This window comes from Flavobacterium sp. MMS24-S5, from assembly GCF_050320125.1.
Lineage (GTDB): Bacteria > Bacteroidota > Bacteroidia > Flavobacteriales > Flavobacteriaceae > Flavobacterium > Flavobacterium tyrosinilyticum.
The window spans coordinates 4849603-4873406 of record NZ_CP190016.1 but is presented as its reverse complement, the minus strand read 5'-3'; the positions used below and the strand labels follow the sequence as shown (position 1 = coordinate 4873406).

The window sequence follows — 23804 nt, the reverse complement described above, 5'->3', positions numbered from 1 at the left end:
TTCAATGAAAAAAATAATCTTTCTAGTCATTCTAATAATTTTTAGTTTAATTACTCTTTATTATTACAAACCAGTGACTATTGATTATTTATTTGGAATAACTAGAACTTTAAAGCCAGAAAATGGATATCAACTGGATATCAACAACAAAAGGTATGACAATTGTGTCTTTAAAAGTACCGAGAGTTTTGATAAAAAGCGAAAACACAATTTTTTAATTTTATATTTAAGAGATTTAAATATAAAATCAGACTTTGAAATAATCGTTGTAAATCTTGATGACAAAGTAGTAGGCTATTTTTGTGGTTCTGATAAGTGCTATGACAAAGTATTTGGCACTCTTTTTCAAAGTGATATGGGTTCTTTTTATATTCCTTTAGAGGATGATGCAAAAGGCCTGGATTCGATACTAAATTAAAAATGGAAAGTAAAAAGATCGATTTTTACATTCCATCAGAAAGAAATGAAAGCTTACATATTCAGCTTTTAAAAAAATAAATAAAATGTCAATAGCATCAAACTTACATACAATCAAAGCAACTTTACCTGAACAGGTAACTCTTGTTGCCGTTTCTAAAACAAAACCTGTTTCAGACTTAATAAAAGCGTACGAAGCAGGCCAACGCATTTTTGGAGAAAACAAAATTCAGGAAATGACCGAGAAATGGGAACAAATGCCAAAAGACATTCAATGGCATATGATTGGTCATGTTCAGTCCAATAAAGTCAAATTTATGGCTCCGTACGTGACTTTGATTCATGGTGTTGACAGTTTAAAATTATTACAAGAAATCAACAAAAAAGCTTTAAAAAATAAAAGAATTATAGATTGCCTTCTTCAAATTTATATTGCAGAAGAAGAATCTAAATTTGGTTTGGATGAAAACGAATTAAATGAACTTTTAACTTCTCCAGAGTTTAAAGAGTTAAAAAATATTCGTATCTTAGGTTTAATGGGAATGGCAACTTTCACAGACAATCAAAACCAGATTAAAAAAGAATTTACCCATTTAAAATCCATTTTTGATTCATTAAAAAACATTGACGGATATGGTAAAGACGCACTGCAGTGCGTCTCTACAATCTCAATGGGAATGTCTGGAGATTATCAATTGGCAATAGAATGCGGAAGCACAATGGTTCGCATTGGAAGCAGCATTTTTGGAGGCAGATAATTTTTCAACATCAATTTCAATTGCAAAAATCAATGTCAATTTTAAAAGAAGGGAAATTTTTAAATGGAAAAAATATTCAATTTTGAAGATCGATTAGTTCGTTTTGCTGGAGAATGTATTTTCTTTACAAGACAATTAGAAAGATTATTTGAAAATGAATATTATAAAAATCAATTAATTAGATCATCTGGAAGTGCATCTTTAAATTTTGGAGAAGCGCAAGGAACAATAACTGACAAAGATTTTGTCTTTAAAGTTTCATTAGTTGTAAAAGAGTTAAAAGAGTCTAGAAACTCATTAAAAATTCTAGATTATATAAAAGAAGGCGACGACAGCAAAAGGAATAAACTTCTAATTGAAGTAGAGCAATTAATCGCAATCTCATCAAAAATGATAATAAATAAAAGATAATTTTTCAATATCAATGACAATGGCAATTACAATAACAATTTTCAAAATTGATATTGAGTTTTGATCTTGTAATTGCCATTGATTTTTGAAATTGACATTGAATATGTACGCAATACTAGACATAGAAACTACAGGAGGACAATTTAATGAAGAGGGAATTACTGAAATCGCCATCTATAAATTTGATGGACATGAAGTAGTAGACCAATTCATCAGCCTTGTCAATCCTGAAATTCCGATTCAGCCCTTTGTAGTAAAACTGACTGGAATCAATAATGCGATGTTGCGTTCTGCTCCAAAGTTTTATGAAATCGCCAAACGCATTATCGAAATTACTTCAGACTCTGTAATTGTGGCTCACAATGCTTCTTTTGATTATAGAATCCTGAGAACAGAATTTCGTCGTTTAGGCTATGATTTCGAAGCCAGAACTCTTTGCACAGTAGAATTAGCCAAAAAACTAATTCCAGAACAACCTTCATACAGTTTAGGAAAACTAGTGCGTGCGCTCGGAATTCCTATGGCAGATAGACATCGTGCGAGCGGAGACGCTATGGCAACGACAAAGCTGTTCAAAATGCTTTTGGAAAAAGACACAGAGAAAACAATTGTAAAAGATTTTATAAAACTTGAAGTCGAAAAAGGAATTTCTCCAAAACTCCTAGATATCTTAAATCAAATGCCAGCCAAAACAGGCGTTTATTATATTTATAACGAAGGAGGAACTTTGATTTATATTGGCAAAAGTCAAAACATCAAAAAGAGAGTCAATCAGCATTTTACTGGAGTTACAACCAAAAGCAAAAGAATTCAGGCTGAAGTCTTTACCATAACTTACGATGAAACTGGAAGCGAATTAATCGCCCTTTTAAAAGAAAGTCAGGAAGTAAAAATAAATCGTCCGAGATACAATCGTTCGCAAAAGAAAACTGTTTTTCCTTTCGCCTTGTATGCCGAAAAAGATGAAAACGGATACATCAATTTAAAACTTGAAAAAGCAGACGGACGTAAAAAAGAAATAACCTCTTTTGCTTCTTTGCAAGAAGGTAAAAATGCACTTTTTAGGTTTACAGCAAAATATCATTTGTGCCAAAAACTAACCGGTTTATATCAAACCAAAAAAGAGTGTTTTCAATATAAAATCAAAGAATGCGACGGCGCTTGCATTGGCGAAGTTACACCAGAAGTTTACAATTTAAGAGTACAGCAGTTTATCTCAGAAAACAGTTTCGATAATAAAAGCATGATCTTAATAGACAGAGGCCGAAATGTAAACGAAAGAAGTGCTATTTTAATAGAAAACGGAACCTATCAAGGTTATGCTTATTACGATTTGAATCATCAAATCACCAATATTGATATCCTGAAAAACATTCTGATTCCAATGCAGCATAATCGTGATGTGAAAAATATCATTCAGAATTACATCCGAAAAAGCAAATCATTAAAAATACTTCATTTTTAACAAAACAAAACTTTCATTATCTTTAGTGATATGAAAAATAAAAAATCACAATACGAAATCTTCAGGGAAAAAGTCAAAATTATTCTATATGGTACCAATACCATTTTAGGACGAATGTTCGATTTAGTATTGCTGGGTTTAATCCTGCTGAGCGTTCTCCTAATAATGCTTGATACTGTTGAAGGAGTGAGCTCTAAATATCATGAACAATTATTGATATGCGAATGGATAATTACGGTTTTTTTCACCATCGAATATATACTGAGAATTATTTCTATTCAAAAACCCGTTAAATACGTTTTCAGCTTTTACGGAATCATCGATTTGCTTGCCGTATTACCCATGTATTTATCGATTTTTTTTCCTGGTGCGAGTATTTTATCCATCGTAAGAGCACTACGTTTTCTTCGATTGTTCAAGATTTTGCATATTCCGCAAATTAATCATCAATCTTTACAATTAAAAGAAGCTATAGAAGCCAGCAAAGAAAAAATTCTGGTTTTCATTTATTTTGTATTAATCAGCACCGTTATAATTGGTACAATCATGTATTTGGTTGAAGGCAGAGAATCAGGATTTACAAGTATCCCGATGGGAATTTATTGGACAATTGTTACTTTAACAACCGTTGGTTATGGCGACATTTCTCCTCAAACTCCTTTAGGACAATTTATTGCTGCATTTGTAATGATTTTAGGTTACGGAATAATTGCTGTTCCAACCGGAATTGTTACAGCCGAATTTGCAAAAAGCAGCCTAAGAAACAATTCAGTAAGCGGAAAAAAAACATGCCGAAAATGTCAGTCGCAAGTTCATTTTGACAATGCAAAATATTGTTACGAATGCGGAACAGAATTGCCAAATAATTAATTTTAGAAGCTAATCCAGCTGTACATTGCAACTCCTCCTTATATTTGTAATTTTTTAAGGCATAAAAGGAGCTTCCGCTGGTCGCTCTTTTACACCAAAAAAATGCAACAAATATAAGTCCGGGGTTTCCATTTCCATCTGGGCTAAAAAATATGAAACACCTAATTACCATTGTCGGACCAACAGCTATCGGGAAAACAGCCCTGAGCATTGCTTTGGCACAGCATTTTAAATGCGAAATTGTTTCTTGCGACAGCCGTCAGTTTTTTAAAGAAATGACCATTGGGACCGCTATTCCAAGTCAGGAAGAATTAAGTGCTGCAAAACACCATTTTATTCAAAACAAATCTATTTTCGAAAATTATACCGTTGGCGATTACGAAAAAGAAGCACTTTTAAAACTAGAAGAATTATATCAAAATAATGACTTCGCTATTTTAATTGGTGGATCAGGTTTGTACGTCGATGCCATATTAAAAGGTTTTGACGAATTTCCAGAAATTGCTCCAGAAATTCGTGCCGAAGTAAATTCAAACTATGAAAAATTCGGAATCGAATATCTTCAAGAACAATTACAAAATTTAGATCCAGATTATTATCAAAAAATAACGATCGAAAATCCGCAGACCTTACAAAATCCACAACGAATGATGCGTTTTGTAGAAGTTTGTATTGGATTGCAAAAACCCTATTCTTCATTTTTAAATTTGAAGAAAAACAATAGAAACTTCACTCCTATTTTAATTGGCTTAGACGCCGACAGAGAAATCATCTATAGCAGAATCAACCAACGTGTCGATATTATGATGGATATGGGATTGTTGGAAGAAGCCAAATCACTTTATCCTAACAAAGAGTTAAATGCTTTACAAACGGTCGGTTATAGAGAATTATTTAGTTATTTTGACGGAGATTTCACTTTGCCATTCGCAATTGAAGAAATAAAAAAGAACACACGTCGATTTTCTAAAAGACAATTAACGTGGTTTAAACGAAATGAAAACACCAAATGGTTTGATTATTCGACTGATAGAAATGAGATTATAAATTACATAGAAAATCTTCTAAAGTAGAAGTCTTTTCTCTTTCATCTTTATTCTATTTTCCACAGAAAAATCTAAAATCAACAATCTAAAATCTAAAATTAGCAATGCCTATATCACCAAATTTCACATCAGTTTTAAGTAAAGACTGGGAAATTAATTTTACACAATGTACGCCAAACGGCTACTTAAAATACACCGATTTATGCAATCTTTTACAGCTTACAGCTGCTGCACATTCAGAAGTTGGCGGAATCAGCTTTACAGATATGCAAGAATTTGATCAGGCTTGGGTTTTAAGCAGAATGCGTGTAGAAATTACTGAATTACCAAAATGGCAAGATGTTGTAACAGTAAAAACATGGATTAACAGCTTAGAAAATTCACGTTCGGTTCGTGCGCTTGAAATGTATGTAAATGGGAAAAAGATTGTTGGAAGCGAAACCTATTGGGCCGTTTTTAATACCAAAGCACGTCGTCCAGAAGCCTTAGCTTTGCCTTATGAACATTTCGAATTGTTCCCAGAAAAAAGAGCAACAACAGAAGGTTTTTCTAAAATAAATATTAACCACGAAAAAGAAGCTGTTTTCGAAAAAACAGTTTATTTATCAGATTTAGACATTGTAAACCACGTCAATAACGTAAAATATTTAGAATGGTGTCTGGACCAGTGTCAATCCAAGAAGAATTATAAAACAAGAAGTAAAAAGCTTCGAAATGAATTTCATGAAAGAGCTTTCATTACAAGATAATGTGGTAATTCACGAAAGCGAAGACGACGATCATACAACAGCAATATTCAGTATTACGAAAGACGATAAAACTTGTTTTGCTTTGGAGCTGCACTGGAAGTAAAAGAAGCTTATAAACAAGTTTTATTTACTATTTTCCCGCAATAGTGTCATTTCGACGAAGGAGACCCGAGCAATAGCGAATAGGCGAAGCAAATCTCCACAAGAAGCTCTACAAAGATTGTACATTCGTTGCGGAGTTACTCGCGGAAATTTCTCCTTCGTCGAAATGACAAACTTTATCTAAATATTCTTCATAGAACACAAAAAAAACGATGCTAAATTGCATCGTTTTTTGTTTAAAATCACTTTGATTTCTTTTTAGAGCTTTTCTTAGATTTATCCTCTTTCTTCTCTTTCTTCTTTTTCAATAAACCAACTTTAACTTTAATTCTTTTCTCCACTTCACTAATTCCAGAGTCATAATCATGCTGAATAGAATATAATTTTGCTTGCTTAATTTCTTTTAAAGCTTCTTTAAATTTATGCTGTACTTCTAACAGAATTGCTTTTTTGATGTAAATTTCAGACTTGTTTATTCCTTTTACAGTTAAAGCAAAATCAATTAGCTTTTGAGCCTCTTCATAATCTTCATTCACGATCAAGGTTTGCAAATAATACGGATATACTTCAAGCCCATAAATATTAATAGATAAAGCTTGCTGAAAATAAGATTTTGCCTCTTCATAATTCATTAATTGTTCTGCCTGAATTCTTCCGTATAAACACAAAACCATTGTATTTTTTGAATCATAAGAAAAAGCATAATCTAAAGATTCTATAGTTTCTTCAAGCGAGTAAGGATAATTATCCAACGCTTGAAAAAGGTATTTATCAGTTGTTTTCATTTCGTAAATCATTTTTTAATTTCTGACGAGTCCCTTTGTAACTTTTCTCCACTTTATTCTTCTTAAAATCACTTCCGGTAAAAACTCTCACTGGATTTCCTCGTTGTACATTGAGCTGATTTTCCCATTGTTTTCCCACATGATTCTTAAGCTGAATCAGTTTCTCGTCTTCTAGTTTTTTAATTAATCTTTCTGTTGCCAGTTTTTTGTTTTGGTGCTGCGAACGGCTGTCCATAGAAACTACTGCAATTCCGGTTGGAATATGCGTCGCTCTGATTGCCGAACTTACTTTATTTACGTGCTGACCACCCGCACCAGAACTTCTCATGGCCTGATATTGAATATCATTTTCAGAAAATAAGCTGTTTTTCTGTTGTTCAATTTCAAAGATTCCAATAAACCAGTTTTTGCGTTTGTGCATTTTCCTAAACTGACTTTGTCCAATCCATTGAACTGTTCCAATCCAAGAATTCACAAACTGATCAGCGTTCTTTCCTTTTATAGCGATTGAAGCTGTTTCTACAGTTCCGTTTTCAGTTCCTGCTTCTCTTTGCAGCAAAACAGTTTCCAATTGCTGTTCTTGTGCTTCTTCAAGTACTTTTTTAAGCACTTGAGCAACTACCCAAGTGCATTCTGCAGCTTCGCGACCCGCTGTTATCTGAATTATTCTTTCCATTTCTTTAAAATTTTTAGCAGCTTTTCTCTATTTTTCGATGCTTTTACAAATTGCGGTAAACGAGAAACTAAGCTTGAATTGTAATTTGCTTTTGAATTTCGCTCTCTTAAATCAGCCTGAATATATCTTTCCAGATAATCAATATGATCTTGATTATAAGCCCAGAAAACATTTCCGCCAATATCTTTTTGAAACCAAAGAGGTAAGTTATAGTGTTGTTCTCTTACTAAACCATCTTCTATTTTTGAATCCTGCAAAAACTCTCTAATTTTTGGTTTCCATTCTTCGTGAAAGCCGCAATACGGACATTTTACTCTACACTTCTCTGGTTTTTCTTTTAATGGCTGTGATTCAAATTCATATTGTTCATAACAATTGTTGCAATATGGATTTCCATAAGCTACGTATTGATAAATAGGTTTTTCAAGCTTGTAAAAGCAATGTTTACATTCAAAAACATTCGAATAATTATAACATTTACCACATTCACAATCTATTTTACTTCTCTTGATACTAGATTTAGATTCACATTTTGGACATCTTACAAAAATCTCATTTGCAAAATGTCCCAACCATTTATTTTCATCTTGAAATCTTTCCATAATCTTAATTTTTAGCAATCCATTCTAACAATTTTAGGCGTAAATGTTCCTAAAACTTCAACTAATTCTGTTTGGTTAGCCATCACTTTTGTAATGTCTTTATATGCCATTGGAGCTTCGTCAATATTACCGCCAATCAAGGTTACATCGTTGGCTTTCAAAACCTTTTTGATTTCACTTTGCGTAAAAGTACTTTTGCATTTGGCTCTCGAAAACAAACGTCCAGCACCATGCGAAGCAGAGTTTAAACTTTCAGCATTTCCTTTTCCTTTTACAATAAAACCTGGCGCTGTCATAGAGCCTGGAATAATTCCCAATTGTCCTTCACCTGCAGGTGTAGCTCCTTTTCTATGCACAATACATTCCTGACCATTTACCATTTCTTTCCAAGCAAAATTGTGGTGATTTTCTATTGTTACCACTACTCTTTTTCCAATCGCTTTGGCAATTCTTCTATGAATATCATCATGACAAGCCTTTGCATATTCTCCAGCCAAATTCATAGCCAGCCAATATTCCTGACCATCATGTGTATTCAAATCTAGCCAAGCTAAATGCTGTACATTCTTTGGCAACGGACATTGTTTTGTGGCCAGATACGTGTAATGTTTTGCAATATTAGCACCCAATCCGCGGGAACCGCTATGCGAAAGAACAGCAAAATATTCTCCTTTCTGCAACTTCCATTCGTTTTCTGGATTATCGATTTTTGCAATTCCGAATTCTACAAAATGATTTCCTCCTCCTGAAGTTCCCAATTGTTTGTAAGCTTTTGGTAAAAGATTCTTTAACAACGGAATATCCTTGAATTCACTTTTATAAAATACTTCATGATCTACTCTTGAAGCATGCGTCTCATACATTCCAAACTTTGTATTGTCTTTCAAAATAGCTTCTAATTGATGTTCTTTTCCTTTGAAATGAGAAGCTGGCAAATCAAAAATGGAAAGACTCATTCTGCATCCAATATCAACACCAACTCCGTACGGAATCACAGCATTGTCTGTTGCTAAAACGCCTCCAATCGGTAATCCGTAGCCTGAATGTGCATCTGGCATTAAAGCTCCAGCAACCGATACTGGGAGTTTCAACGAATCGTACAATTGAAATTTAGCCTGTTCGTCTATTTCGTTCTCACCAAAAATCTTAAAGGGCGCTCTTGTATTTTTAAGCTGATGCATTCTTACCTGAACGGGTTTGATTAAACCTTCGGCTACTTTACCCCAAGTTCCATTTCCTTCATATTTTTCAGGATTTAACAATACATCCTTTGCTTCTGTTAGAATAGATTCCTTTTTTTCTCTTTTTCTATATCTGTTTATCTGTCCTAAGGCGATATTTATTGAATTATTTTTTGGAAAACCTAATTTAATCAGGTCTTTTCCAGATAATTTATTTCCCATGATTTTCTATCATTTCGTCTGCATATTCCTGATACAAAGCATGCAGACTTTTATTTTTAATTGGGCTTATCTCTTTTGGATTTTCCTTTTCATAGTAACTCCATTTATGAGAACTGCCGTGTATTAATCTATTTATTTTATCTCTCAGATAATGATTAACAATATAATTGTCAAGAAGCTGAATTTGGCTTTCTAAATCTGAATCGACCATTCTAGTATGTGTTATCATATAAGGGCTTACACGAAGAACATATCGCCAAGGTTCGTTAAATACATAATGAATTTTGTATCGTTTAAAATTGCTGCACCAACGTTCCCTTTTGTAAAAATGTGCTTTTTCTTTTTCGGTCAATTCTAATTTTGAACTTCTCCACTCCCATTCCGAAAATTCTTTTACAGTTTGCAGTTTTTCAACATACAGATGTTTTCTCTTTCTCTTTTTCTTTCTTTTAAAAGATTTTTCAGGAGAAAACTGCCATGTATTTATTTTTTCCAATAACTCTCTGTAAAACGACGCTTCACTAGATCTAGCAATATCATCTCTTAATTTAAAATTACGTTGCCAGCCTTTTTGATACGGAATTTCCAAAGGAACCAATGGTAAGTCTTTACGCTTTTTCCAAAGGTCGATTTCAAGTTTTCTTAACTGGATTAATTGTTTTTCAAAATCTTCTTTTACTAATCTTTTCTTTTTTCTTTTACTTTTAAAACGAGTACATAAAGCATACTCGTCTACCGTATAATTTTCCATAAAAAAATTATCGTGCATTAAATTAACAGCCAAAAAGGCCAAACTATTTATCCTGACGGATAAATTCTAAAAATCGATTTTCGGGAAAATTTTGAAGAGTCTAGAATAAAAAAAAGCCCGAAACTTATTGTCTTCGGGCTTTTTTTATATATCTAAAAATATATTTCTAAGATTGAAATAAGCCACGAAGAATTGCTTCACCAAAAACATTTGGTGTAAAGCTCTGAGATGTCAATGTAAGTACAAACATTTTTTCTTCGTTTTTAAAGGGTTATTATTTTTTTTCGTGTGCAAATATTCATAATACTTTTTTGATTTTCCAAATTTATTTAAAGAAAATTCTTCAAAATAAATTTCACCAATATATTTTGAGCTTTTAAAACCAACACTATTGATTTTAGAATCAAACAATTAAAAGCAAATCTATATCACAAAAAATAAATTAAAATATTTTTATTTCATGCACAAAAAAAGCCCTGATTTCTCAGAGCTTATCTTTTTTTTGCTGAATGATTATTCAGAAACTTTGCTTTTTATTACCAATCTGAAACCTTCTCCATGAATGTTTAAGATTTCAACATCTTCATCTGCTTTTAGATATTTTCTTAATTTAGCGATGTAAACGTCCATACTTCTTGATGTAAAGTAGTTATCATCTCTCCAAATTTTTGTTAAAGCTAGTTCTCTTGGCATCAAATCATTTTCATGAAGAATAAGCATTTTTAACAATTCATTTTCTTTTGGAGACAATTTAATTGGCTCTTCATCTTGGAAAGTTAAGAATCTTAGTTTTGAATTTAAGTGGAATTTTCCAATATTAAACTCAAACTGTACTTGTTCTGCTTTTGTATCAGCTGATTTTCTTTGAATGATTGCTTTAATCTTCATTAAAAGAACTTCTGAATCAAAAGGTTTATTTAAATAGTCGTCTGCACCAGCTTTATAACCTTTTAACACATCTTCTTTCATAGATTTTGCTGTTAAAAATATAATTGGCACTTCACTGTTCTTCTCTCTAATTTCTTTGGCCAAAGTATAACCATCTTTATAAGGCATCATTACGTCAAGAATACATAAATCGTACACATCTTTCTTGAACTTCTCGAAACCTTCCATACCGTTTTTAGCTAAAGTAACTTCAAAGTCATTTAACATTAGATAATCTTTAAGAACCGCCCCAAAATTTAGGTCATCTTCTACTAAAAGTATTCTTTTGTTAGTATTTTCCATATTTTAATTTATTAATGGTATTTTTATTATAAAGGTGCTACCTTTTCCTTTTTCGCTTTCTACATATACTTGACCATTGTGATCCTCTACTATTCGTTTTACGTAAGCAAGTCCTAATCCGTGTCCTTTTACATTATGAAGATCCCCTGTGTGTTCTCTGTAAAATTTCTCAAACACTCGTTTTTGAGCTATCTTACTCATTCCCAATCCATGATCTCTCACTTTTATCAGGATCATATCTTTAATGTTTTCAGTAAAGATTTCGATCTCTGGTGCGTCTGGAGAATATTTAATGGCATTTTCCAAAATATTAACCAGCACGTTTGTAAAGTGAACTTCGTTAATCAAACAAGTTGTTCTTGCTGCGTTATAATGCTTTACTACCGAACCATTTCTGTCTTCTAAAATAAGATTCACATGCTCAATAGCATCGTCAATTATATCTGTAATTACAGTTGGCTCTTTAGTTATGTCAAGTTCTCTCTTTTCTAATTTTGAAATACGGAGAACATTCTCAACTTGAGCGTGCATTCTTTTGTTTTCATCTCGAATCATTTGAAGGTAACGATACACTTTTTCTTTATCTTCAATAACTTTCGGACTTCTAATAGCATCTAATGCTAGGTTTATAGTTGCAATAGGAGTTTTAAACTCATGCGTCATGTTATTAATAAAATCGGTCTTGATTTCAGAAATGTGTTTCTGACGCAATAATTGATTTAACGCACTTGTATATGCAACTATTATAATTAATGTAAAAACTATTGACAAAATAGTAATACTTAATAATTCAGATAATAAGAATTTCTTTTTGTGAGGAAAAGTAACTGATAATTCATATTTGCTATTCCCTTCATTATCTGTATAAATTGGAATATCATATGTGGATTCTTTATCAAAATGAAATCCATCGGATTTAATCTTTGTTGGAACGCCACTGCTGTATATTCCGAATTCAAATTTGGTTTTTACACCATATTCTTCAAGTTCTTTTTTCAATAATTTAAAAAGCCTTTCCTTTGTAACTCTCCCTTCAATTGGAGTTAGAGAAGCAATATCTTTGTATTGAATCTGCTGTTGAACTTTATTTAAAATATCTAAACTTCCTGATTTTTCAAATCTTTGATCAGGAATTATACTTTGACCTAAATTATTATTATCAATTCCGTTGTGGTTATTATAAACTTCAGTTATTCTTTTTGAACTAAAATTTTTAAAACGCTCGCTACTGAATTTTTTGTTAAAAACAGAGCCATTAATATCGTAATCTTCAGATGTCAATGTGCTTGAATAAACGATTGTTTTATTCGTTTTTGTGTTTCTTTGTACATAAAGTACTTCTAGTAAATCTTCTTTTTTTGGAATTTTACCCGTACTGTCTTTAATACGGTTGTATTTGTCGTAGAAACTGTACTCTTCTTGTTGTTCCAGCTTGTCTGCAACATTTCCAATTACTTGAGTAACGTGGTATTTAAATTGCTCTTCATTATTTTTGAACGAAGAATTGAACCAAAACACTTGCACCAGAATTATCCCTATCAAGGACAAACTCATCAATAAAACAAGTATTCTAAAAAATAATTTATTCATCGAAACAAAATTAATATTTTAACAATATACTAAATAATACATTAACCAAATATTAACATTTAAGACTGTTTTTGTTTTATATTTAAAATTTTAAGAATTTTAACAACTTCTTCTTTAGCATTTTTAAGATTATTGTTATTAATCACGAAATTGCTCTTAGAAATTCGTTTTTCATCATTCCACTGCATTTTCATTCTACTTAAAACTTCTTCACGGGTGGTTTTATCTCGTTTTATAACCCTATCAATTCTTACCTCTTCGGGTGCTGTTACGGTTATAATTACGTCACAATCTTTATATCGGCCGCTTTCAAATAAAATAGCAGCTTCATACATTACATAATCATTATTCTTGTGCTCTTTTACCCAATCATCAAAATCTAATTTTACCGCTGGATGCACAATCGCATTTAATTTTGCCAATTGTTCTTTATCATTAAAAACAATTTGAGCTAGTTTAGCACGATTTAAAATATCATTATCAAAAATATTGCCACCAAATGCAGCTTTTACTTCTGACAGAATGTTTTTTGACTGCATTACTCTTTTAGCACCGTCATCGGCAATATAAACAGGAACGCCCATTTCTTGAAAATAGTTTGCAACAGTCGTTTTCCCACTGCCAATTCCTCCTGTAAGACCAATAACTTTTGTCATTCTTATAATTTAAAAAACATACGCGGAAAAGCCTCTTGTGGTTTTTTCTTTAATAAAATTACTTTAATGTAGGATTTTAAAAATCCTGTTCCGTAACCAAAAAACTGTTTCCACACTGCAATTACAGATAGATATCCAATTTTGATACTTTTATTTTGAATACTGGCTGTAAGAAAAATTATAACGAAATATACGAAATATAATTGTAATAAAATATCGATATTGAAAATTAACAATAAAAAAGCTAATAATAATCCGAGTATAAAGAAAGTCGGAAAGAAAAAAGTTAACTTATTATGTTCTGGATACCAGCTATTTAAAATCGGTCGAGCAATACCAAATTTATTTACCTGAATTGAGAATTTTTCCCAATCGATTCTTCTTTTATGATACACATAAGCTTCTTTGAAAAGCCTTGTCTCGAAGCCTAAATTCCATAAACGAATTGATAAATCTGGATCTTCACCCGGATGAATGTTTCCAAATCCTTTTGATGCCTCAAAAGCTTTCTTAGAAATACCCATATTAAAACTGCGTGGCTGAAACTTGTTTATCTTCTCCGAACCACCTCTAATTCCGCCTGTGGTCAAGAAAGAAGTCATAGCAAAATTAATGGCTTTTTGAATATCAGAAAAACTATCTAATGCTTTATCTGGCCCTCCAAAACAGTCTACATAATTTGCATCTAATTCTTTACGAACTTCAGTTAAATATTGTGATGGAATAATGCAATCTGAATCAAAAATGATAAAATAATCACCTCTAGCTCTCTGCATCCCAAAATTTCTAGAATCTCCTGACCAGAGTTTTCTTTAAAATAGTATGATATATTTAATTTTCCTTGATAATTCATCACTACATCCCGACATGGAATAGAAGATCCATCTTCGACAAGAACAATTTCAAAAGCTTCATTATAATCAGATTTTGAGAGACTTTCCAAAAGCTCATCAACTTCATCAGGACGATTATACACGGGTATAATTAAAGAAAAAATCATAGCAGAATGTGCGTTATTAAAGGGTATATTTTTATTGTTTTAAAATTTTAACAAAGATATGGTATATTCACAAAAAAACCATCAACTTTTGGTTGATGGTTTTTGGTTTTACTAAGTAAAAATATATTATTTGATACTTTCAATCTCAACAACTTCGTTAGTGTCTGCGTTGTAATCAACACCAGGAACTTCGAATCCGAATAAATTTAAGAAATCACTTCTGTAACCAGCTAAATCACCAATTTCTGGCAATGTTTCAGTTGTAGCTTCCAACCAAAGTTTAGCCACTTTTTCCTGAACATCTTCACGCATTTCCCAGTCATCAATTCTGATTCTTCCTTTTTCATCAACAGGAACTTCAGAACCATTATACAATCTGTCTTGGAATAAACGCTGGATTTGCTCAATACAACCTTCGTGAATCCCTTCTTCTTTCATGATTTTATATAAAAGAGAAATATACAATGGAATTACTGGAATTGCAGAACTTGCTTGAGTAACCAAAGCTTTATTTACAGAAACATAAGCTCTTCCTCCGATAGATTTTAAAGAATCTTCGATAGTAAATGCAGTAGCCTCTAAGTGATCTTTTGCACGACCGATTGTTCCTTTTCTATAAACAGCTTCAGTTAAAGCTGGCCCGATGTACGAATAAGCAACTGTTGTAGCTCCTTCAGCTAATAAATTTTCAGCTTTCAAAGCATCAATCCACATAGCCCAGTCTTCACCTCCCATTACCGCTACAGTATTTTCAATATCTTCCTCATTTGCAGGATTGATAGAAACATCTGAAACTTTTCCTGTGTGAAAATCAACAGTTTTGTTTGTAAAAGTTTGTCCTATTGGTTTTAAAACTGAACGATGCGTAACCCCTGTATTTGGATTTGTACGCACTGGAGAAGCTAAACTATAAATTATAAGATCTACCTGTCCTAAATCTGCTTTAATCAAATCTAAAGTCTCTCTTTTTATTTCGTTTGAGAACGCATCACCATTGATACTTTTTGCATATAAACCTGCTTTATGAGCTTCTTTTTCGAATGCTGCAGAATTATACCATCCTGGAGAAGCTGTTTTCCCTTCAACTGGTGGTTTTTCAAAAAACACTCCAATTGTTGATGCACCAGAACCAAAAGCACTAGTAATTCTTGAAGCCAATCCGAAACCTGTAGAAGCACCGATTACTAAAACTTTTTTAGCACCAGCAATTTCTCCTTTAGATTTTACGTATTCGATTTGATTTTTTACATTTTGCTCAGCTCCCGTTGGGTGGGCAGTCAAACAAATAAATCCTCTCATTCTAGGTTCTATAATCATCTTGCAATTATTTTTTTTGTATTATTTCAATTTCAGTTTTAATTTTTCAAAAATAGACATTTTATCCTTAACCCTTTTCATATTAGCCTTCATATTGTCAATAAAATTTGGGTTTAATGCATTCCTCTTTGCTTCTTTATAAAAATTGAATGCCTTAGTATATTGGCTTTCATACTCCGCCATCCTTCCTAATTCACTGTTATAAGTAGAGTTATCTGCATTTTCTAAATTAGCCAATGTAAAATTAATATGCTCTTTTGCTTCTGCATATCTCCCTATGTCAATTAGCAGATAGGTGTAATTTAAATATGGAGCTGGATATTTAGAATCAAACTTCATGGCCAATTTATAATGATAGATTCCTCTTTCGAAGTCACTTAATTTATTATAGTAAATCCATCCCAAATGATTATGAGCTTTACCAAAATCAGGATACTGAGATAAAATTTCTTCCAGCAGTTCTTTTGCATCTGCTGAATTTCCTTCAGAAATTAATGTGTCTGCCTTAATAAATTGATTTTCGTAAAAACTCAAACTTTCCATTCGTCTATTTTAATTCAATAATTCTTTTGCGTGATTTAATGCTGATTCAGAGATGTTTGCTCCTGACAACATTTGAGCTATTTCTATAATTCGGTCTTCTTGCGATAAAAGTTTCAATTCAGATTGTGTATCGTCGCCAACTGTAGATTTAGAAACTTTAAAATGAGAATCTCCTTTTGCCGCAATTTGAGGTAAATGCGTAATGGCAAATATCTGCATTGTTGCACTCATTTCTTTCATAATTTCTCCCATTCTGATGGCAATTTCTCCCGAAACCCCTGTATCAATTTCATCAAAAATCAAAGTTGGCAGTTTTGAATATTTAGCTAAAATTGCTTTTACAGCCAGCATAATACGAGACATCTCTCCGCCTGACGCTACTTTTTTTAGCAAGCCAAAATCGGTTCCTTTATTTGCTGAAAATAAGAATTGTAATTCGTCTTTTCCGTTTTGAAAATACGTTTCAGAAGGCTGCAATTCCATATTAAAACGTGCATTAGGCATTCCTAAAGTCTCGAGAATTGAAACCAATTGTGCTGATAGCGTAGGAATTGCATCTAATCTATTTTGATGTATTTTCGATGCGTAAACATCAAGCTCTGTTGCTTTTTCCTCGATAATTTTAGTCAATGAAGCTATTTCTTCATCCATATTATCAAGCTCAAGCAAAGAATTTCCTAAATCGGACTGAATTTGCAATAACTCATCTACAGTACTTACCTGATGTTTTTTCTGCAAATTATAAATCGACTGCAGTTTTTGGTTGATCAATTCTAATTGTGCAGGATCATTCAATAATTTTTCTGAGCAATTTTCCAATTCTTTAGAAACATCATCAAACTCTATAGTCATACTTGTTACTCTTTCAAACAAATTTTGGTACTCTACAGAGAAAGGTGCAACTTTTTGCAAAGCATTTTTGATTTCATTTAAACTATGAAAAACACCAAATTGCTCTTCATTAGCAATTGTCAAAGATTTATCTAGAGATTCTTTAATTATCTCAACATTATTCAGTTTTTCGTAGTCTGCTTCTAACTCTTCCTGCTCTCCAGATTTCAATTGAGCCGCAACCAGTTCATTCAATAAAAATGTATGATATTCCTGCTCTTTCCCAGCATCACTTTGTTTTTTAAGCAAAGCATTTAACTTCGATTTATCTGACTTATAAGACTTAAGTAGTTTCTGATACTCAGCAATTATATCATTATTGTTTGCAATGGCATCAATAATTTTAAACTGAACATTTTCATCTGATAATTCTTGAGTTTGCTGCTGTGAATGAATATCAATCAAATATAAACTCAAATCTTGCAATTCTTGAAGATTTACCGGACTGTCATTTATAAAAGCACGAGATTTTCCAGAAGGTAAAATTTCTCTCCTAATGATGGTTTCATCTTCATAATCCAAATCATTAGCTTCAAAAAACTCCTTTAAATTATATTTTCCAATTTCAAATTGTGCCTCAATAACACATTTTTCTTCTTTATTTTTTAATGAAGTTAGATCTGCCCTTTTACCCAAAACAAGACCAATAGCCCCTAAAATAATTGACTTTCCCGCACCTGTCTCACCTGTAATTATAGAAAAACCTTTAGAAAAATCTATAGCCAGTTTTTCGATAAGAGCATAATTTTTAATTGACAGTGATGTAATCATAGGTCGATTTGTAAAAATATAAGGTTAAAAAGTAGCGAAGATAAAAATGAAAAACGAGATTAGTATTTAATCTGTGACCATTTTGTAGAATTTAACGGCGAAACTTTATTTAAGACATCGGTTAAATCTGTAATTGTGATACTTGGGCCTCCAGAAAAAATAGAAACAATTTCATCTGATTTTGCATCAAAGAAAACTCGGGTTATAAAAGCATTTGGCTTAACAGAGTTTAACTTACCAATAAGCATTAATGCATTTTTGATTTTTTCCTTAGCTGCTTTTGTATCCAATGTCATTGCATCCAATCCTGTATGATATGCATAAGTAGTCTGACGCAAATCGCTATAGGTTGGAGCAATCATATCATTAATTAAATAGTATCGATTTTGAAGTCCGTCAGATTGATTCCATCCTTTAAAACCTCCTTGTTGTGCAACATTGGCAATATTTTGCGCGGTTTGAAGATATGGATTTCCTGCTCCCATCTGAAAGGTATCGGCATCCATTCCTAAAATTACATAACAGTAAAAAGATATGACAGAAACCAAGTTTGACTCGTAAGTACTTGGGTTAAACAACAATGGTTCGTACTCTGTATATCTAAAATTAAAATCTTTATCGTTGTAATTTAAAACCGGAGAAGAATAGGTTGAATTAAAAATCAATCTCGAAGACTGAACTTGAATGGTTCCAGTGAATTGATCTGAACTGTTAGATGATAAAGTAATATACATTGAACAGTTTATTCTTTCATTTTGTTTTAAAACAGACCCTGTCCAGTCTGTTTTATTAACAAACTCAGCCAAAGAAGTCTGAAGCGTTTTAAAAACCTGATTATTTGGGTTTGTTAATCGTTCTGTATTAATAGTCACTGTACAATTTAACTGTTGAGCTTGTACAAAACCAAAGCTTAAAAATACTAATAGCGTAACTATCTTCTTCATAATCGTCTAGATATTTAATTTTATAACATAAGTTGTTTCCAATTTATGTTTTCGGCGTATATTCTAAATTTATGATTTTGAAAAATGCAGAATAACTTTATTCAAAATATCAGCCGCAACAGATTCTTTTGATTTTAATTCCATAGGTTCGATTTCAAAATTTTTATCAATAAAAGTAACTTTATTGGTCTCTTTTTTAAAACCGGCACCTTTATCTTGTAAGGAATTTAAAACAATCAAATCTAAGTTTTTTTTCTGAATTTTCAGCTTAGCATTTTCAATTTCATTTTCAGTTTCTAATGCAAACCCGATTAAAAACTGATTCTTTTTGATAGCGCCTAAAGAAGACAAGATATCTTTTGTTTTCTCTAAATCTATCGAAAATTCTGCAGTATTCTTTTTAATCTTTTGATCTGCAACTAATTTAGGTCTGTAATCTGCAACAGCAGCAGCAGCGATTGCCGCATCAACTTCATTAAAATACAAATGACAAGCATCGTACATTTCTTGAGCCGAAACAACATCTATCACTTTTATCAGACTATTTTTTGCTTTTAAATGAGTTGGCCCTGCAATTAAGAACACTTCTGCACCTAAGCTTGCCGCTTCATTAGCAATATCAAATCCCATTTTCCCTGACGAATGATTCCCTATAAAACGTACAGGGTCTATCGCTTCGTATGTCGGTCCTGCGGTAACTAGTATTTTTTTTCCTTTTAAAGGCAATTTACTTTCTAAATCAGCTTCTAGAAAAGCTACAATATTCTCAGGCTCAGCCATTCTACCCTCACCTGACAAACCACTTGCCAATTCTCCGCTTTCAGCAGGAATCATAACATTTCCGTACTGTTTCAATGCTGTAAAACTCGATAAAGTCGAAGGATGTTTGTACATATCCAAGTCCATTGCTGGCGCAAAGTAAACGGGACATTTTGCCGATAAGTAGGTCGCAATTAAAAGGTTATCACAATTTCCTGTAGCCATTTTAGATAAAGTATTTGCAGTAGCAGGCGCAACCAACATAAAATCTGCCCAAAGAGCCAATTCTACGTGATTGTTCCAAACTGCCTCTTCATCATCCTGATTAAAGAAACTTGAATGTACTGGATTTTTTGATAATGTAGATAATGTAAGTGGGGTTACAAAATCCTTAGAAGCAGGTGTCATGATCACTTGGACATGTGCACCTGCTTTTATAAAAAGTCGTACTAAAGTGGCTGTTTTATACGCTGCGATTCCACCGGAAACACCCAGTAAAATCTTTTTCCCGTTTAAAACTGACATTGTACTATTATTTGTTTGAACTTCTGTGGTAAGTTTTACCGTCTAACCATTCTTGAACAGCTAAAGCGTGTGGTTTTGGTAATTTTTCGTAAAATTTAGAAACTTCAATTTGTTCTTTATTTTCAAAAACTTCTTCTAGACTATCATTGTAAGTAGCAAACTCTTCTAATTTTTCAGTCAATTCTTTTTTAATCTCTGAATTAATTTGATTTGCTCTTTTAGCCATAATGGTAATTGCCTCATACACATTTCCTGTTGGCTCTTCAATAACTGTTTTATTGTAAGTTATTGTGTTTACAGGAGCATTCGTCTTTTTTAAATCCATGACTTTATTTTATTTAGTAAATTTTTGTAAATCTGTTTCAACTCTGGCATTCATTTCGTCTGCCTCTTTTTTATATTTGGTATCGCTTTTAAACTTCAATAAGTTAGCATAGCATGTTTGTGCAACATGTAAACGATCTTCCATTTTTGAAGGAACACTGTTAATTGCTAATTTATATGCAGAATCGTATTTATAGAAAAGCGCATCTTCTTTAAATGGTGTACCAGGAAAATCAGCAATAAAGTTATCAAAAGCTATTAAAGCCGATTTGTAATCTGATATTGTATTGTATCCTTTAGCGTTCTCGTAAGCTTTTTTCTCCAACTTACCATTTAGCTTCTGTACAGTCTCATTTGCCTGAGGAATGTATTCCGAATTTGGGTAATTTTCAATAAAAGTCTGTAATTTCTCTAATGCCTTTACCGTATCTGCTTGATCTAAGCTATAAACTGGCGACAACTTAGAATAACTATAAGCTCCTAAAAATGCAGCTTCCTGCACTTTTTCACTTCTTGGATACCCCGAAACAAAAGCTTCAAACTGATATCCAGCTAAATAATATTGTTTTGTTTTATAATACGATTGCGAAAACATGTAAAACAGTTTTTCTGCTTGTGGTTTTCCTCTGTATGAAGTTGCCAGTTGCTCAAAAAGACGAATCGCCTTTGTGTATTTACCAGCATCATACATTTTTGTTGCCACTTCAAATTTTGCTGCAACATCATCATTTTTCAACGCTTTTTGATATTCTCCACAAGAATAAAAAAGAGTTACAACAATTAATAGCGATACTATTTTTTTCATTTTCTTACTGTTATTACAATCTCTCAGACAATTAATTATGCCAAAGTGAAATCGCACCGAAGTTTCGGTGGCAAATTTAGTTATTAATTTAGCTACTGCAAAATAATTTTTTAGTATCTTAAAATACTAGCACTTTAACAATTATTTAATGCTGTTTTTTACAAAGTCATTTAACCTTGTTGCTAGGGATTCATCAACAGAAACTAATGGAAGACGAACAGTATTCTCAGCAATTCCAAGGGCTTGGAAGATTTGTTTGATTCCAGCTGGATTTCCCTGCTCAAAAATCATATCAATACTGTCTGACAAAAAGTAATGTGTTTTGTAAGCGTCAGCCGCTTTTTTATTTAGTCCTAAACGGATCATTTCTGAAAATTCTTTAGGAAAACCTTGTCCGATTACAGAAATAACACCTGCTCCTCCAGCCAAAACGATCGGTAAAGCCAACATATCGTCTCCAGAAATCACTAAGAAATCTTTTGGAGCATTTTTAATAATCTGCATCGCTTGAGCCATATCTCCAGCTGCTTCTTTAATAGCTACAACATTTTTAAAATCGTTAGCCAAACGCACCACTGTTGAAGGAAGCATGTTACTTGCCGTTCTTCCAGGAACATTATATAGGATTACCGGAATTGGAGAAGCTTCCGCAATTGCTTTAAAATGCTGATAAATTCCTTCCTGAGTTGGTTTATTATAATATGGAGAAACTGATAATATCGCTTCAAAAGCAGAAAAATCTCTTGTTTTTAGCTCCTCAACAATCTGCATAGTATTATTTCCTCCAACTCCTAAAACTAGAGGCAATCTTCCTTTATTCACATCGATTACAGTCTTTATAACCAACTCTTTCTCCTCTGCTGTAAGGGTTGCATTTTCTGCTGTTGTCCCCATCACAACAAGATACTCCACTCCGCCATCTATAGAGAAGTTTACAATTCGCTGTAAAGCCTCAATGTCAACTGAAAAATCTTTTTTAAATGGCGTCACAAGCGCAACACCAGTTCCTATCAATGATTGCATATTATTATTAATTTATTTTATATTTTTTAAATACCTAAACAATTCTGAAACGAATAGTTTATAGCTTCCTAATTCTGTATTAATCATCCAACGATTTAGCCTCTGATCTACAGCAGAAAATCCGACTTTAAATTTAGCTTTTGACTTGCTCGTGATTAACATCAAAATACTATTCTCGACATTATAATAACTCAGCAAAAGATCAAATTCTGAATTCACAAAATCATTCAAGAAACCTTCTGTAATTTCTCCGTTCCAACTGATGTGTTTTTTACCAAAAGTTGGACGAGAATAGGTTTCTTTTTCCTTAAATTTTCCTGTGTACGCAAGAACTTTTATATTTTCTAAAGCAATTCCGTGGAGCGTTAACTCCTTTACTACCGCTTCCGAATACTCAAAATCGCTCTCATCTATCAATAAACCAATTGATTGGATGTTCTTAGTAAATACTTCGTTTTTTTCCTTATTTAAATTATTATTTAATGATTTTTTTACAAAAAATTCCTTTATATAATTCAAAAACATAGTACTTTTACTAGATTACAAAATTAATTATTTAAGTTGCATTTAAAATGGTAAAACTAAAAAAGTATAACGGATTTTTAAAACTTTTTGTTATATTCTTAACACTTTTTTTAATCTCTTCCTGTAGTAAGAATAACTACAATTTAACTAAAATTGAAGGAAAACAACTCCCTGTTACTGAAAAAGCTGCAGAAACTCCTGAAATTGAAAACTTTATTAAGCCTTATCGCGATCACATTAATAAAGATTTGGATAATGTATTGGCTTATTGCCCAGAAACTCTTGACAAAAGCACTGGAAAATGGCAAACTGGCATTGGAAGCTTGATGGCAGATGTTTGTGTACTAAGAGGAAACATTGTTTTTAACGCTCGCGAAAAGAAAGATATCGATTTATGTCTTTTAAATCATGGCGGTATTCGTGCTATTCTTCCAAAAGGAAATGTTACAACTAGATCGGCTTTTGAAATTATGCCTTTTGAAAACAGCTTGGTTGTTCTCGCTTTAAAAGGTGAGCAAATCTCAGAAATTGCTGCTTATATTATTAAGGAGAAAAAACCTCAGCCATTGTCTGGAATGACTTTTACAATTACAAAAGACAATAAGGCAAAAAACATCATGGTGCAAGGCAAACCGCTTGACTTAAACAAAACGTACTATGTTGCTACAAACGATTACTTGGCAAATGGCGGAGACAGCATGACTTTCTTTGCAAAAAGCACTCAAAAGTTTGACTTAAACTACAAGCTTAGAGATGTATTGATTGATTATTTTAAAGAAGTTGACACAGTAGTTGCTCCGAAAAATATCAGAATCACAGAGGAATAAAAATTATAAAAACAAGCAAAGCATTTCTGCAAAAAATAT

The 23804-nt window shown here is 32.4% G+C and carries 24 protein-coding genes and 2 pseudogenes; 8 read left to right on the top strand and 18 right to left on the bottom strand.

What is annotated here, in order from left to right; genetic code table 11:
- The first annotated feature begins 4 nt into the window (after window positions 1-4).
- From ACPWTF_RS22445 to ACPWTF_RS22415, 7 genes and pseudogenes are all read left to right on the top strand, one after another.
- Window positions 5-418: a hypothetical protein gene (locus ACPWTF_RS22445; protein ID WP_427873203.1), complete on the top strand. Its 414-nt coding sequence runs from the start codon at window positions 5-7 to the stop codon at window positions 416-418.
- Window positions 419-503: 85 nt separating this feature from the next.
- Entirely contained in the window at window positions 504-1175 is a 672-nt protein-coding gene (locus ACPWTF_RS22440) for a YggS family pyridoxal phosphate-dependent enzyme (protein ID WP_427873202.1), read from the top strand.
- Window positions 1176-1238: 63 nt separating this feature from the next.
- Window positions 1239-1586, top strand: a complete 348-nt coding sequence (locus tag ACPWTF_RS22435; RefSeq protein ID WP_091496967.1) for a four helix bundle protein — start codon at window positions 1239-1241, stop codon at window positions 1584-1586.
- A 103-nt stretch (window positions 1587-1689) separates the two neighbouring features.
- Complete coding sequence (locus ACPWTF_RS22430; RefSeq protein WP_250835694.1) at window positions 1690-3051, top strand: exonuclease domain-containing protein; 1362 nt, start codon at window positions 1690-1692, stop codon at window positions 3049-3051.
- 30 nt (window positions 3052-3081) lie between these two features.
- Window positions 3082-3921, top strand: coding sequence for an ion transporter (locus tag ACPWTF_RS22425; protein WP_427873200.1), 840 nt, complete (start codon window positions 3082-3084; stop codon window positions 3919-3921).
- A gap of 152 nt (window positions 3922-4073) precedes the next feature.
- On the top strand, window positions 4074-4994 hold the full coding sequence (gene miaA, locus ACPWTF_RS22420; protein ID WP_427873198.1) for a tRNA (adenosine(37)-N6)-dimethylallyltransferase MiaA: 921 nt from the start codon (window positions 4074-4076) through the stop codon (window positions 4992-4994).
- A gap of 77 nt (window positions 4995-5071) precedes the next feature.
- Window positions 5072-5819, top strand: a pseudogene (locus tag ACPWTF_RS22415) (acyl-[acyl-carrier-protein] thioesterase).
- Between the two features lie 241 nt (window positions 5820-6060).
- Here the strand turns inward: ACPWTF_RS22415 and ACPWTF_RS22410 are convergent.
- From ACPWTF_RS22410 to ACPWTF_RS22325, 18 genes and pseudogenes are all read right to left on the bottom strand, one after another.
- Window positions 6061-6603 carry a hypothetical protein gene (locus ACPWTF_RS22410; RefSeq protein ID WP_427873197.1) on the bottom strand — a complete coding sequence of 181 codons (543 nt, stop codon included), beginning with the start codon at window positions 6601-6603 and terminating at the stop codon, window positions 6061-6063.
- Window positions 6590-7279, bottom strand: a complete 690-nt coding sequence (gene prfH, locus ACPWTF_RS22405; RefSeq protein WP_427873196.1) for a peptide chain release factor H — start codon at window positions 7277-7279, stop codon at window positions 6590-6592. Before prfH ends, ACPWTF_RS22410 begins: the two co-directional genes overlap by 14 nt.
- Complete coding sequence (locus tag ACPWTF_RS22400) at window positions 7267-7881, bottom strand: hypothetical protein (RefSeq protein ID WP_427873194.1); 615 nt, start codon at window positions 7879-7881, stop codon at window positions 7267-7269. The genes prfH and ACPWTF_RS22400 overlap by 13 nt, the downstream gene beginning before the upstream one ends.
- Window positions 7882-7892: 11 nt before the next feature.
- Window positions 7893-9284: an RtcB family protein gene (locus tag ACPWTF_RS22395; protein WP_427873192.1), complete on the bottom strand. Its 1392-nt coding sequence runs from the start codon at window positions 9282-9284 to the stop codon at window positions 7893-7895.
- Window positions 9274-10035: a hypothetical protein gene (locus ACPWTF_RS22390; protein WP_427873191.1), complete on the bottom strand. Its 762-nt coding sequence runs from the start codon at window positions 10033-10035 to the stop codon at window positions 9274-9276. Before ACPWTF_RS22390 ends, ACPWTF_RS22395 begins: the two co-directional genes overlap by 11 nt.
- Before the next feature lie 513 nt (window positions 10036-10548).
- Window positions 10549-11265, bottom strand: a complete 717-nt coding sequence (locus tag ACPWTF_RS22385) for a response regulator transcription factor (protein ID WP_095927693.1) — start codon at window positions 11263-11265, stop codon at window positions 10549-10551.
- Window positions 11266-11268: 3 nt separating this feature from the next.
- Window positions 11269-12855, bottom strand: coding sequence for a sensor histidine kinase (locus ACPWTF_RS22380; protein WP_250835685.1), 1587 nt, complete (start codon window positions 12853-12855; stop codon window positions 11269-11271).
- Window positions 12856-12914: 59 nt separating this feature from the next.
- Entirely contained in the window at window positions 12915-13511 is a 597-nt protein-coding gene (gene coaE / locus ACPWTF_RS22375; RefSeq protein ID WP_427873190.1) for a dephospho-CoA kinase, read from the bottom strand.
- A 2-nt stretch (window positions 13512-13513) separates the two neighbouring features.
- Window positions 13514-14511 (bottom strand): annotated as a pseudogene (locus ACPWTF_RS22370) (glycosyltransferase).
- Window positions 14512-14637: 126 nt separating this feature from the next.
- Window positions 14638-15828, bottom strand: a complete 1191-nt coding sequence (fabV, locus tag ACPWTF_RS22365) for an enoyl-ACP reductase FabV (RefSeq protein ID WP_095927697.1) — start codon at window positions 15826-15828, stop codon at window positions 14638-14640.
- Between the two features lie 21 nt (window positions 15829-15849).
- Window positions 15850-16371 (bottom strand): tetratricopeptide repeat protein, encoded by a 522-nt coding sequence (locus ACPWTF_RS22360; protein WP_427873188.1) that lies wholly within the window; start codon window positions 16369-16371, stop codon window positions 15850-15852.
- 9 nt (window positions 16372-16380) lie between these two features.
- Complete coding sequence (recN, locus tag ACPWTF_RS22355) at window positions 16381-18033, bottom strand: DNA repair protein RecN (RefSeq protein WP_427873186.1); 1653 nt, start codon at window positions 18031-18033, stop codon at window positions 16381-16383.
- Between the two features lie 59 nt (window positions 18034-18092).
- On the bottom strand, window positions 18093-18977 hold the full coding sequence (locus ACPWTF_RS22350) for a DUF4835 family protein (protein WP_427873184.1): 885 nt from the start codon (window positions 18975-18977) through the stop codon (window positions 18093-18095).
- Between the two features lie 69 nt (window positions 18978-19046).
- Window positions 19047-20261: a bifunctional phosphopantothenoylcysteine decarboxylase/phosphopantothenate--cysteine ligase CoaBC gene (gene coaBC / locus ACPWTF_RS22345; RefSeq protein WP_427873183.1), complete on the bottom strand. Its 1215-nt coding sequence runs from the start codon at window positions 20259-20261 to the stop codon at window positions 19047-19049.
- A 7-nt stretch (window positions 20262-20268) separates the two neighbouring features.
- Window positions 20269-20586 (bottom strand): DNA-directed RNA polymerase subunit omega, encoded by a 318-nt coding sequence (locus ACPWTF_RS22340; RefSeq protein ID WP_008463064.1) that lies wholly within the window; start codon window positions 20584-20586, stop codon window positions 20269-20271.
- Window positions 20587-20595: 9 nt separating this feature from the next.
- Window positions 20596-21390: an outer membrane protein assembly factor BamD gene (locus ACPWTF_RS22335; RefSeq protein WP_250835677.1), complete on the bottom strand. Its 795-nt coding sequence runs from the start codon at window positions 21388-21390 to the stop codon at window positions 20596-20598.
- Between the two features lie 141 nt (window positions 21391-21531).
- A complete protein-coding gene (gene dapA / locus ACPWTF_RS22330; RefSeq protein WP_250835676.1) occupies window positions 21532-22413 on the bottom strand; it encodes a 4-hydroxy-tetrahydrodipicolinate synthase in 882 nt (293 codons plus the stop codon).
- Window positions 22414-22425: 12 nt separating this feature from the next.
- On the bottom strand, window positions 22426-22938 hold the full coding sequence (locus tag ACPWTF_RS22325) for a DUF6913 domain-containing protein (RefSeq protein WP_427873180.1): 513 nt from the start codon (window positions 22936-22938) through the stop codon (window positions 22426-22428).
- Between the two features lie 47 nt (window positions 22939-22985).
- Here ACPWTF_RS22325 and ACPWTF_RS22320 point away from each other — a divergent pair, with 47 nt between their 5' ends.
- Window positions 22986-23765, top strand: coding sequence for a 5'-nucleotidase C-terminal domain-containing protein (locus ACPWTF_RS22320; RefSeq protein WP_250835674.1), 780 nt, complete (start codon window positions 22986-22988; stop codon window positions 23763-23765).
- Window positions 23766-23804: the final 39 nt, after the last annotated feature.